This window comes from Polaromonas sp. P1_A2 (assembly GCF_056406895.1).
In genome coordinates, this window is the sequence record NZ_JBFTZI010000008.1 from 140,310 (window position 1) to 150,401 (window position 10,092).

At 60.5% G+C, this 10,092-nt stretch carries 18 protein-coding genes; 3 read left to right on the top strand and 15 right to left on the bottom strand.

Going from position 1 to position 10,092, the window contains the following annotated elements; genetic code table 11:
- Positions 1–23: 23 nt before the first annotated feature.
- Positions 24–737 (bottom strand): DUF4197 domain-containing protein, encoded by a 714-nt coding sequence (locus AC1D09_RS23115; protein ID WP_477663915.1) that lies wholly within the window; start codon positions 735–737, stop codon positions 24–26.
- Between the two features lie 46 nt (positions 738–783).
- On the opposite strand from AC1D09_RS23115, the gene AC1D09_RS23120 reads away from it, so the two are divergent.
- Entirely contained in the window at positions 784–1,266 is a 483-nt protein-coding gene (locus tag AC1D09_RS23120) for a TlpA disulfide reductase family protein (protein ID WP_477663923.1), read from the top strand.
- A 157-nt stretch (positions 1,267–1,423) separates the two neighbouring features.
- On the opposite strand, the gene AC1D09_RS23125 is transcribed toward AC1D09_RS23120, so the two are convergent.
- Positions 1,424–1,879 (bottom strand): c-type cytochrome, encoded by a 456-nt coding sequence (locus AC1D09_RS23125; protein ID WP_477663916.1) that lies wholly within the window; start codon positions 1,877–1,879, stop codon positions 1,424–1,426.
- Positions 1,880–2,080: 201 nt separating this feature from the next.
- On the opposite strand from AC1D09_RS23125, the gene AC1D09_RS23130 reads away from it, so the two are divergent.
- Together AC1D09_RS23130 and AC1D09_RS23135 are read left to right on the top strand one after the other, a co-directional pair.
- Positions 2,081–2,767, top strand: coding sequence for a cytochrome b/b6 domain-containing protein (locus AC1D09_RS23130; protein ID WP_477663917.1), 687 nt, complete (start codon positions 2,081–2,083; stop codon positions 2,765–2,767).
- A gap of 91 nt (positions 2,768–2,858) precedes the next feature.
- Positions 2,859–3,347 (top strand): GNAT family N-acetyltransferase, encoded by a 489-nt coding sequence (locus AC1D09_RS23135; RefSeq protein WP_477663918.1) that lies wholly within the window; start codon positions 2,859–2,861, stop codon positions 3,345–3,347.
- Between the two features lie 75 nt (positions 3,348–3,422).
- Here the strand turns inward: AC1D09_RS23135 and AC1D09_RS23140 are convergent, their stop codons facing one another.
- The 13 genes from AC1D09_RS23140 to AC1D09_RS23200 all read right to left on the bottom strand — a co-directional run.
- Positions 3,423–3,929, bottom strand: coding sequence for a peroxiredoxin (locus AC1D09_RS23140; RefSeq protein ID WP_007866529.1), 507 nt, complete (start codon positions 3,927–3,929; stop codon positions 3,423–3,425).
- Positions 3,930–4,142: 213 nt separating this feature from the next.
- Positions 4,143–4,412 (bottom strand): 30S ribosomal protein S17, encoded by a 270-nt coding sequence (gene rpsQ / locus AC1D09_RS23145; RefSeq protein ID WP_477663919.1) that lies wholly within the window; start codon positions 4,410–4,412, stop codon positions 4,143–4,145.
- Positions 4,409–4,618, bottom strand: a complete 210-nt coding sequence (rpmC, locus tag AC1D09_RS23150) for a 50S ribosomal protein L29 (protein ID WP_007866523.1) — start codon at positions 4,616–4,618, stop codon at positions 4,409–4,411. The genes rpsQ and rpmC overlap by 4 nt, the downstream gene beginning before the upstream one ends.
- Positions 4,619–4,630: 12 nt before the next feature.
- Complete coding sequence (gene rplP, locus AC1D09_RS23155) at positions 4,631–5,047, bottom strand: 50S ribosomal protein L16 (protein ID WP_007866520.1); 417 nt, start codon at positions 5,045–5,047, stop codon at positions 4,631–4,633.
- Positions 5,048–5,071: 24 nt separating this feature from the next.
- A complete protein-coding gene (gene rpsC / locus AC1D09_RS23160) occupies positions 5,072–5,977 on the bottom strand; it encodes a 30S ribosomal protein S3 (RefSeq protein ID WP_007866518.1) in 906 nt (301 codons plus the stop codon).
- 12 nt (positions 5,978–5,989) lie between these two features.
- A complete protein-coding gene (rplV, locus tag AC1D09_RS23165) occupies positions 5,990–6,319 on the bottom strand; it encodes a 50S ribosomal protein L22 (RefSeq protein WP_007866508.1) in 330 nt (109 codons plus the stop codon).
- Positions 6,320–6,328: 9 nt separating this feature from the next.
- A complete protein-coding gene (rpsS, locus tag AC1D09_RS23170; protein ID WP_007866503.1) occupies positions 6,329–6,607 on the bottom strand; it encodes a 30S ribosomal protein S19 in 279 nt (92 codons plus the stop codon).
- Positions 6,608–6,616: 9 nt separating this feature from the next.
- Positions 6,617–7,441, bottom strand: coding sequence for a 50S ribosomal protein L2 (rplB, locus tag AC1D09_RS23175; protein WP_074578631.1), 825 nt, complete (start codon positions 7,439–7,441; stop codon positions 6,617–6,619).
- Positions 7,441–7,776 (bottom strand): 50S ribosomal protein L23, encoded by a 336-nt coding sequence (gene rplW, locus AC1D09_RS23180; protein WP_007866498.1) that lies wholly within the window; start codon positions 7,774–7,776, stop codon positions 7,441–7,443. The genes rplB and rplW overlap by 1 nt, the downstream gene beginning before the upstream one ends.
- Positions 7,773–8,393: a 50S ribosomal protein L4 gene (gene rplD / locus AC1D09_RS23185; RefSeq protein WP_007866495.1), complete on the bottom strand. Its 621-nt coding sequence runs from the start codon at positions 8,391–8,393 to the stop codon at positions 7,773–7,775. Before rplD ends, rplW begins: the two co-directional genes overlap by 4 nt.
- The gene (gene rplC, locus AC1D09_RS23190) at positions 8,393–9,076 is read right to left on the bottom strand and encodes a 50S ribosomal protein L3 (protein ID WP_477663920.1); all 684 of its coding nucleotides are present in this window, start codon (positions 9,074–9,076) and stop codon (positions 8,393–8,395) included. Before rplC ends, rplD begins: the two co-directional genes overlap by 1 nt.
- 217 nt (positions 9,077–9,293) lie before the next feature.
- Entirely contained in the window at positions 9,294–9,608 is a 315-nt protein-coding gene (rpsJ, locus tag AC1D09_RS23195) for a 30S ribosomal protein S10 (RefSeq protein ID WP_007838118.1), read from the bottom strand.
- 24 nt (positions 9,609–9,632) lie between these two features.
- Positions 9,633–10,092: EF-Tu C-terminal domain-related protein (locus AC1D09_RS23200; protein ID WP_477701248.1), on the bottom strand; the 460-nt coding region annotated here is incomplete at its 5' end.

Consider the following 10,092-nt stretch of genomic DNA (forward strand, 5'->3'; position numbering starts at 1 on the left):
CACACCCGGTTCGTTAGAACTTTTTATTTCATTGACCCGAAGACCTTCTTGAGGATCGCGCTGCCGGTGCCCACCGGATCCTGGCGGATCTTCTTTTCTTCCTCGCCGATGATGAGGTAGAGGCCGTCCAGGGACTTGCCGGTGACATATTGCTGGATGTTGGCGTCTTCTTTTTTGACCAGGCCGAAACCGGCGGCCTTGCCGGCAAACTCGTTGTACTTGTTGGCCAGTCCGACCTTTTCGGTGGCCTTGGTGACCACGGGCAGGAATTTGACGCCCAGCGGCGCGCGCGTTTTTTCCGCGAAAAAGGCGGTGACCGAGGTTTCGCCGCCGGTCAGGATGTTCTTGGCATCGTTCACGTTCATGGTGCGCACCGCATTGACCAGCAGGTCCTTGCCCATGGGCACGGCCGCTTCGGCGGCGCGGTTGATGGAGGTGACCAGCTCGTCGACCTGCTTGCTCTTGCCGATGGTTTTCAGGATTTTCGACGCATCTTCAAGGTAACCGGGCAAAGGAATGCGAACTTTTGGGTTTCCGAGGAATCCATCCGTCTTGCCCAGCAGGGCGACGGCTGCGATGGCGCCCTTTTCGAGGGCGGTTTTGAGGCCGGCGCTGGCGTCGGCGTTGCTGATGCCGGACAGGTCCCCCAGCGACAGCGCCTGGGCCTGGTGGTAAGTGGCCAATATCAGTGCGCCCAACGCGCTGACGCCGGCCTGGTTAAAATTGCGACGTTGCATGATGAGGTCTCCCATGAAATTGACATCCAGCTGGACAGTATGCCGCATGGCGCTGGCCGGTATTTTGGCGCTGACGGCTTTCGCCAGCCTGCCCGGATGCAGCGGCGCGCAGGCCGCGCCTGAGTCGACCTTCGTGCTGCTGGACGGCAGCAAAAAAACCACGGCCGACCTGAAGGGCAAAGTCACCCTCGTCAACTTCTGGGCCACCAGCTGCGTGACTTGCGTGGCCGAGATGCCCAAGGTCATTTCCACCTACAACAAATACCAGAGCCAGGGCTACGACACCCTGGCCGTGGCCATGAGCTACGACCCGCCCAGCTATGTCGTGAATTACACCGAAACGCGCAAACTGCCTTTCAAGGTGGCCATCGACAACACCGGCGCCGTCGCCAAGGCCTGGGGCGATGTGCAGCTCACGCCGACCACCTACCTGGTGAACAAGCGCGGCGAGATCGTCAAGCAGTATGTGGGCGAGCCGGATTTTGCGGCGCTGCACCAGTTGATTGAGAAGCTGCTCGCCGAGACCTGAAGCGATTGAATTTCCCAACAAAAAAAGCCGGTTCAAACGAACCGGCTTTTTTTGTTGCTCTTTCGAGCATGGGCCGCGGAGCTGGCTTTGCCAGGCCGCAGGCGCAGCCCCCTGCAAGGGGGAAGGCGCTACACGAAATGAGCGTCCGACGGGGGTGTTACTGATTTCGGTACGCGTCGTGGCAGGCCTTGCAGGTGCCGGCCGTGGAGGTAAAGGCGGTCTTCAGCGTGTCGAGGTTGCCGGTTTTGGCGGCGGCGGCCAGCTTGGCGGTTTCAGCGACCAGCTTTTCATGGCCTTCCTTGAACTTGGCCTGCTCGGTCCAGATTTCGGGCTTGGCCTTGGTGTTGCCGCCCTTGTCGGTTCCGGGTGCGAAACCAGCCCACGGGAGCTTGGCCATGTCGGCCACGATATCGGCGTTCTCGGCAGCGACTTTGGCGTCGAAGGGAACACGGCCGTTGGCCATGGCGCCGACGCGGCCGAAATGCTGGGCCATGACAAACAGCGCGCTCTGGCGGTATTTGATGGCGTCTTCGGGTTTGGCGAACTGCGCGGAGGCCGGGGCGGCCATGGCCGCCAGGGTGGCGGCCGCTGCGATGCTGGCGAAAAATTTCATGGTTTTCCTCGTGAGGTTTTTTTAGGATATGGTCGGTGACGGGCCATGGCAGCGTGCTGGGCTTGCTGCCATGTGGCTGAGTTTAGCCAAGCCTGATAAGTTCCGCAGGAACTTATGCACTACGGGAAAGCACCAAGCCTGCAGCGGGCCGGCCACGGACAATGCCTTGCACAAAACAACCCACATGAACGAGGAGTGAGCGTGTACACCAATAAAAATCTTCACAAGGTGCGTGTGTGGGACCTGCCCACGCGGGTTTTCCACTGGGCGCTGGTGGCCTGCGTGATAGGCCTGGCCATCACCGGCACCGTGGGCGGCAACGCCATGGTTTGGCACTTCCGCTTCGGCTACACGGTGCTGGCCTTGTTGCTGTTTCGCATCGTCTGGGGTCTGGTGGGCGGGCGCTGGTCCCGTTTTGGTGCGTTCATTTATGCGCCGCAAAGCGTCATCAATTACCTCAAGGGCCAGGGCAAGCCCGAGCACGGTATCGGCCACAGCCCGATAGGCGCCGGGTCGGTGTTCGCCATGCTGGGTTTCCTGGTGGCCCAGGTCGGCACGGGGTTGCTCAGCGACGACGAGATCGCTTTTGCCGGCCCGCTGACGCGCTTTGTCTCCAACGCCACCGTCAGCCTGACGACCAATTACCACAAGAACATCGGCAAGTGGGTGCTGCTGGCGCTGGTGGTGCTGCACATCGCGGCCATTGTTTTTTACCTGAGCCGCAAGCACAACCTGGTGGGCGCCATGCTGCACGGTGACAAGGAGCTGGTGGTGCAGGCGCCGCCCTCGCGCGACGACACGGTGTCGCGTGTTGCCGCGGTGCTGATCCTGGCGGTGTGCGCCGGCGTGGCCTATTGGGTTTCGACGCTGGCGGCGCCGGCGTTCTGAGACTCCACGGCAGGCCGGGGCCGGGCTTGCGCCGGCCGGCGATGGCGGCAAATCACGTTAAACTGGTTGTCGACTTTTCACCGCCGACCCCGTGCAGCGTCCTTCCATCCAGTTCATCACACCCGACTCGCCCGAAGAGCTGGCCGCCACGCGGCTGATTTTTCGCGAGTATGCGCAGCAGCTGGGCGTGGACCTGTGCTTCCAGAACTTCGAGGCCGAACTGGCCGAGCTGCCTGGTGAATACGATGTACCCGAAGGCGCGCTGCTGCTGGCGCTGGTGGATGGTGAAGTCGCGGGTTGCTGCGCGCTGCGCGCGCTGGACTCGGTCGACTATCCCAATGCCGGCGAGATGAAGCGCCTGTATGTGCGCAAGCCCTTTCGCCGCTTCGGCCTGGGCCGCCAGCTCGCGGAGGCCGTCCTGGACGCGGCGCGCGTGGCGGGCTACCACTCGGTGCTGCTGGACACGCTGGACGACATGGAGTCGGCGCGCGCACTGTATGCCGAGCTTGGCTTTGCCGAGATCCCGCCCTACTATCACAACCCCATCGCCGGGGCGCATTACCTCAAGGTGGATCTTTAAGTTTTTCCGGAGGCGGAAACAACAAAGCCACCGGGCTTGCGCGCGGTGGCTTTTTTCATGGCGAAGACGCCGCGCTCAGCCCTTGGCTTGCGCCAGCAGCGTGGCCGCATCGCTGACTTCAAACTTGCCGGGGCCTTCCACATTGAGGCTGGCGACCTTGCCATCCTTGACCAGCATGGAGTAACGGTTGCTGCGCAGGCCCATGCCGCGCGCCGTCAGGTCCAGCGTCAGGCCCGCGGCTTTCGCGAAGTCCGCGCTGCCGTCGGCCAGCATGCGCACCTTGTCGCCGGTCTTCTGGTCGCGCGCCCAGGCGCCCATGACAAAGGCGTCGTTGACGCTCAGGCACCAGATCTCATCGACACCGGCGGCCTTGAACTCGGCGAATTTCTCCACATAGCCGGGCACGTGCTTGGCCGAGCAGGTGGGCGTGAATGCGCCGGGCAAGGCAAACAGGGCGATGGTCTTGCCGGCCGAGGCCTTGGCCACGTCGACCGGGTTGGGGCCTATGCTGCAGCCGTTGCCTTCGACTTCGGAAAATTCCATCAGCGTGGTGGCCGGAAGGGTGTCGCCTACTTTGATCATGGTGTGCTCCTCTGAGAATAATGAAGGGGTTGGAAATCAACCCTCGAAGTGTAGTGCGAGGCCGGCAAGCGTGCGCTCACTGTACGGAAACTGGCTCGCCTCTGAAGGTCATCTTCGGGGAAGTGGCAAAAATCGGCACAAACAAAAACGGCCCACCAAGGTGAGCCGTTTTTGAGAGAGTGACTTGACGCCAGCCCCAGGTAAACCCGGGCCTTAAACGATCGCAGCCTTTTCAACCAGACGGGTCACAACCCAGTTCTTGGTCTTGGAGATCGGACGGCTTTCGGTGATCTCGATCACGTCGCCCATGTGGTACTCGCCCTTTTCGTCATGGGCGTGGTACTTGCTGGACAGGGACACGATCTTGCCGTAGAGCTCGTGCTTCACACGGCGCTCAACCAGGACCGTCACGGTCTTGGCGCGCTTGTCGCTCACCACCTTGCCGATCAAGGTGCGCTTGAGGGATTTTTTAGCTTCCGTCATTTTTTGGCTCCTTGCTTGACGATGGTTTCGGCCAGGATGGTCTTGGCGCGAGCGATGCTGCGACGCGTGGAACGCAGCGTGGAAGTGTTGGTCAGTTGCTGCGTGGCTTTTTGCATGCGCAGGCCAAAGTGGGCTTTTTGCAGCTCTTTGACTTCAGCTTTCAGGCCGGCAACGTCTTTTTGGCGCAGTTCAGTAGATTTGGTCATTGTCATTTCCCCTTACTGGCCGATCATGCGGCTGACGAAGGTGGTGCGCAGCGGCAGCTTGGCGGATGCCAGGCGGAACGCTTCGCGGGCCAGCTCTTCAGGCACACCGACGATTTCAAAGACGATCTTGCCGGGCTGGATTTCAGCCACGTAGTACTCCGGATTACCTTTACCGTTACCCATACGCACTTCAGCGGGCTTTTGGGAAATCGGCTTGTCCGGGAAGACGCGGATCCAGATACGGCCGCCACGTTTGACGTGACGGGAAATCGCGCGGCGCGCGGCTTCAATTTGACGAGCAGTCAGGCGACCACGGTCGGTGCATTTGAGACCGAAGTCACCGAACGCAACCGAGGAACCCCGGGTTGCGACGCCGGTGTTGCGGCCTTTTTGCTCTTTGCGGTATTTTCTGCGAGCGGGTTGCAGCATTTTGATTCTCCGTTAATAGACCGATTACTCGGTCTTGGCACCGTCAGCTGCTGCAGCTGGCGCGGCTTTGCGGACGCGCTTAACGGTGGTTTTCGGGGCTTCGCTACCAGGGGTAGCTTCGGCCGGCTTGTCGCTTCCATCCGCCGGGGCGGTGTTGGTCGCGCCACGCGGTGCGCGGGCACCACGGGGAGCGGGACGGTCGCTGCCTGGACGATCACCAGGACGCGCATCACGGCGGGGGCCGCGCGGCTTGCGTTCTTCGTCAGGCACTTCCACCATCTTGGCGCCGGGCGCATCGTTGCGGCCCAGCGTGTCGCCCTTGTAGACCCAGACCTTGACGCCGATCACACCATAGGTGGTCTTGGCTTCGGAGGTGCCGTAGTCGATGTCGGCGCGCAGGGTATGAAGGGGCACGCGGCCTTCGCGGTACCACTCGCAGCGAGCGATTTCAATGCCGTTGAGGCGGCCGGACGACATGATCTTGATGCCCAGGGCACCCAGACGCATGGCGTTTTGCATGGCGCGCTTCATCGCACGGCGGAACATGATGCGTTTTTCAAGCTGCTGCGTGATGCTGTCGGCGATGAGCTTGGCATCAATTTCAGGCTTGCGAACTTCTTCGATGTTCACGGCGACCGGCACGCCCAGCTGGCGGCTCAGTTCTTTCTTGAGGTTCTCGATGTCCTCGCCTTTTTTGCCGATCACGACGCCCGGACGTGCCGAGAAGATCGTGATGCGGGCATTCTTGGCGGGGCGCTCGATCAGAACGCGCGAAACCGCTGCGTTCTTGAGCTTGGCCTTGAGGTACTCGCGAACCTTGATGTCTTCGGCCAGCATGCCAGCGAAGTCACGGTTGCTTGCGTACCAGCGGCTGGCCCAGTTGCGGCTAACTGCAAGGCGAAACCCGGTTGGGTTGATTTTTTGTCCCATATCCTGCTGCCTTTAGTTGCCAACCACCACGTACACATGGCACGTGGGTTTGCTGATGCTGTTGCCGCGGCCTTTTGCGCGCGCGGAGAAACGCTTGAGCGTGGCGCCTTGTTCGACGTAGATGGTTTTCACCTTCAGTTCGTCGATATCGGCACCATCGTTGTGTTCAGCGTTGGCGATGGCGGACTCAACAACCTTCTTGATGATTCCAGCAGCTTTTTTCTGCGTGAAATTCAGGATGTTGAGGGCTTGATCCACTTTCTTGCCGCGGATCAGGTCAGCGACCAGACGGCCTTTGTCGACCGACAGACGAACGCCCCGGAGGGTTGCACGTGTTTCCATGGTCTTTCCTTACTTTCTCACAACTTTTTTATCAGCCGGATGACCCTTGAAAGTCCGGGTGAGTGCGAACTCGCCCAGCTTGTGGCCAACCATTTGATCGGTGATGTAGACAGGCACGTGCTGCTTGCCGTTGTGCACGGCGATGGTCAGGCCGATGAACTCGGGCAGGATCATGGAGCGACGCGACCAGGTCTTGATCGGCTTTTTGTCCTTGTTGGTAACGGCCTTGTCGGCTTTTGCTACCAAATGATGGTCGACAAACGGACCTTTTTTGAGTGAACGTGTCATGGGTTAGCCTTACTTCTTGCGACGCGAAACAATCATCACTTGCGTGCGCTTGTTGTTGCGGGTGCGGTAGCCCTTGGTCAGGTTACCCCATGGGTCGACAGGATGGCGGCCTTCGCCGGTCTTGCCTTCACCACCGCCGTGCGGGTGGTCAACCGGGTTCATCACCACACCGCGAACGGTCGGGCGAATACCCATCCAGCGCTTCACACCGGCCTTGCCGAGGCGGCGCAGGCTGTGTTCTTCGTTGGCGACTTCACCGATGGTGGCGCGGCACTCGATGTGGATCTTGCGAACTTCACCGGAGCGCATACGCACCTGGGCGTAGGTACCTTCGCGGGCCAGCAGCGTTGCCGAGGTGCCGGCGGAACGGGCGATTTGCGCGCCCTTGCCGATTTGCATCTCGATGCAATGGATGGTGGAACCCACGGGAATGTTGCGGATGGGCAGCGTGTTGCCGGCGCGAATCGGCGCTTCCGAACCGCTCACCAGCGTGGCGCCGACTTCAAGGCCGCGGGGGGCGATGATGTAGGTGCGCTCGCCGTCGGCGTAGCAGAGCAGGGCAATGTGGGCGGAACGGTTGGGGTCGTACTCGATGCGTTCGACCTTGGCCGGAATGCCGTCCTTGTTGCGCTTGAAGTCCACCACACGGTAGTGGTGCTTGTGACCGCCGCCTTTGTGGCGCGTCGTGATGTGCCCGTTGTTGTTACGGCCGGCCTTCTGGAATTGCGGTTCCAGCAGCGGCGCGTAAGGCTCACCCTTGTGCAGGTGATCCCGGGAGATCTTCACCATCCCGCGCATGCCGGGGGAGGTGGGTTTCATTTTAATGACAGCCATTACGCAGTCTCCCCGCCGAGGTTGAGCTCTTGACCGGGCTTGAGCGTCACATAGGCCTTGCGAACGTTGTCGCGGCGGCCGATGGACTTGCCAAAGCGCTTGGTCTTGCCCTTGATGTTGAGAACGGCGACCGACTGGACGTCCACCTTGAACATCAACTGCACGGCGGCCTTGATTTCAAATTTGGTGGCATCCTGCAGCACCTTGAAGGTCACCGCATTGGTCTTGTCGGCGATCATGGTGGCCTTTTCGGACACGATGGGCGCGACCAGGACCTGCATCAGGCGGCCTTCGTCGAATTTCAGTTTTGGAGAAGATGGGTTACGGGCGCTCATGCGAACATCTCCTTGAGTTGGTCCATGGCGGCCTTGGTGACCAGAACCTTCTTGTAGTGGACCAGCGACACCGGATCGGCGTAGCGGGGCTCAACCACGAGGATGTTCACCAGGTTGCGGGAAGCCAGGTACAGGTTTTCATCAACTTCATCAGCGATGACCAGCACCGAGTTGAGGTTCATGGCCTTGAACTTGTCGGCCAGGACCTTGGTCTTGGGCGAGTCCACGGTCAGGGAGTCAACCACAGCCAGGCGGCCTTCACGGGCCAGCTGCGAGAGGATGGACGCCATGCCGGCGCGGTACATCTTCTTGTTGATCTTCTGCGTGAAGTTTTCGTCAGGCATGTTCGGGAAGATACGACCGCCGCCGCGCCACAGAGGCGAAGACGTCATACCGGCACGTGCGCGACCGGTGCCCTTTTGTTTAAACGGCTTCTTGGTCGAGTGACGAACCTGCTCACGGTCCTTCTGGGCACGGGTGCCTTGGCGGGCGTTGGCCTGGAAGGCCACGACCACCTGGTGAACCAGGCTTTCGTTGTATTCGCGACCAAACACGGTATCGGGCACGTCCACTTTGGACGAGGCCAGACCTTGGTCATTCAGGAGTTCGACCTGCATCAGTTCGCTCCTTTAGCAGCGTTGGCGGGCTTGGCCTTGATCGCGGCGCGAACCGTGACAAAACCACCTTTGGAACCAGGCACAGCGCCGCGGATCATGAGCAGCTGACGGGCTTCGTCGATGCGCACGATGTTGAGGTTTTGCGTGGTCACGGTGACGTCGCCGAGATGGCCCGTCATGCGTTTGCCGGGAAACACGCGGCCGGGATCCTGCGCCATACCGATGGAGCCGGGAACGTTGTGCGAACGGCTGTTACCGTGCGACGCGCGCTGCGAGCTCATGTTGTGGCGCTTGATGGTGCCGGCGTAGCCTTTACCGATGGAGGTGCCTTGCACGTCCACCAGCTGGCCCACGGCAAACACGTCGGCTGCGGGCACAACGGTGCCGGCGGCGTATTTGCCTGCGACGTCTGGCGTCACGCGGAATTCTTTCAGGATTTCACCAGCTTCAACGCCTGCTTTCGCAAGGTGGCCGGCGGCCGGCTTGGACACGCGCGATGCTTTGCGTGCGCCAAATGCCACTTGAAGGGCATCGTAGCCGTCATTTGCTTCGGTTTTAACCTGGGTCACGCGGTTGTTGGATACATCCACCACGGTGACAGGAACTGTGTCCCCATCATCCGTGAACAGACGCATCATGCCAACTTTGCGGCCCAGCAACCCGAGGGAGTTGCTCAGACTCATGATGTGTTCTTTCGTAACTTTCACCGCTGCGACTTCAATTGGCCGCAGACGTTTTGATGTGAAAGACAGTTAATAAAACCGCCCAATCCATACCGACAACAAAGCCAATATGCAATGGACAGCCCAAGAGTATAGCCCAGGCTGCCAAAAATGGCAAACCTGGGCTAAAACCTGTCGATTTGGGGCCCGGCTTGTGGCCGAAACCCCGATTTTTCGCTTATTGCAGCTTGATTTCGACGTCCACGCCGGCCGGCAGGTCGAGCTTCATCAGGGCGTCCACGGTTTTGTCCGTGGGGTCCACGATGTCCATCAGACGCTGGTGGGTGCGGATTTCCAGCTGGTCGCGGCTCGTCTTGTTGACGTGGGGCGAACGCAGGATGTCGAAACGCTTCATGCGGGTTGGCAGGGGCACGGGGCCCTTGACAATCGCGCCGGTGCGCTTGGCGGTGTCAACGATTTCAGCTGCCGACTGGTCGATCAGCTTGTAATCAAACGCCTTCAGGCGGATGCGGATTTTTTGCTTGGTGGCCATGGTAATTCCTTGGTTTTTTCAGAATTACGCGATGATCTTGGCCACGACGCCGGCGCCGACGGTCTTGCCGCCTTCACGGATGGCGAAGCGCAGGCCTTCTTCCATGGCGATCGGGTTGATCAGCTTGACGGTGATCGACACGTTGTCGCCCGGCATGACCATTTCCTTGCCTTCTGGCAACTCGATCGCACCGGTCACGTCCGTCGTGCGGAAGTAGAACTGGGGACGGTAGTTGTTGAAGAAAGGCGTGTGGCGGCCGCCCTCGTCCTTGCTCAGAACGTAGATCTCGCCGGTGAAGTGCGTGTGCGGCTTGATGGAGCCGGGCTTGCACAGCACCTGGCCGCGCTCGACGTCTTCGCGCTTGGTGCCGCGCAGCAGGATACCGACGTTGTCGCCGGCCTGGCCCTGGTCCAGCAGCTTGCGGAACATTTCCACGCCGGTGCAGGTGGTCTTTTGCGTGTCCTTGATACCGACGATTTCGATT

Excerpts from the sequence above, each read along its gene's own strand:
- AC1D09_RS23115 (WP_477663915.1), bottom strand. The coding sequence starts at position 737 with ATGCAACGTCGCAATTTTAACCAGGCCGGCGTCAGCGCGTTGGGCGCA.
- AC1D09_RS23120 (WP_477663923.1), top strand. The coding sequence starts at position 784 with ATGGCGCTGGCCGGTATTTTGGCGCTGACGGCTTTCGCCAGCCTGCCC.
- AC1D09_RS23125 (WP_477663916.1), bottom strand. The coding sequence starts at position 1,879 with ATGAAATTTTTCGCCAGCATCGCAGCGGCCGCCACCCTGGCGGCCATG.
- AC1D09_RS23140 (WP_007866529.1), bottom strand. The coding sequence starts at position 3,929 with ATGATCAAAGTAGGCGACACCCTTCCGGCCACCACGCTGATGGAATTT.
- rpsQ (WP_477663919.1), bottom strand. The coding sequence starts at position 4,412 with ATGACGGAAGCTAAAAAATCCCTCAAGCGCACCTTGATCGGCAAGGTG.
- rpmC (WP_007866523.1), bottom strand. The coding sequence starts at position 4,618 with ATGACCAAATCTACTGAACTGCGCCAAAAAGACGTTGCCGGCCTGAAA.
- rplP (WP_007866520.1), bottom strand. The coding sequence starts at position 5,047 with ATGCTGCAACCCGCTCGCAGAAAATACCGCAAAGAGCAAAAAGGCCGC.
- rpsC (WP_007866518.1), bottom strand. The coding sequence starts at position 5,977 with ATGGGACAAAAAATCAACCCAACCGGGTTTCGCCTTGCAGTTAGCCGC.
- rplV (WP_007866508.1), bottom strand. The coding sequence starts at position 6,319 with ATGGAAACACGTGCAACCCTCCGGGGCGTTCGTCTGTCGGTCGACAAA.
- rpsS (WP_007866503.1), bottom strand. The coding sequence starts at position 6,607 with ATGACACGTTCACTCAAAAAAGGTCCGTTTGTCGACCATCATTTGGTA.
- rplB (WP_074578631.1), bottom strand. The coding sequence starts at position 7,441 with ATGGCTGTCATTAAAATGAAACCCACCTCCCCCGGCATGCGCGGGATG.
- rplW (WP_007866498.1), bottom strand. The coding sequence starts at position 7,776 with ATGAGCGCCCGTAACCCATCTTCTCCAAAACTGAAATTCGACGAAGGC.
- rplD (WP_007866495.1), bottom strand. The coding sequence starts at position 8,393 with ATGCAGGTCGAACTCCTGAATGACCAAGGTCTGGCCTCGTCCAAAGTG.
- rplC (WP_477663920.1), bottom strand. The coding sequence starts at position 9,076 with ATGAGTCTGAGCAACTCCCTCGGGTTGCTGGGCCGCAAAGTTGGCATG.
- rpsJ (WP_007838118.1), bottom strand. The coding sequence starts at position 9,608 with ATGGCCACCAAGCAAAAAATCCGCATCCGCCTGAAGGCGTTTGATTAC.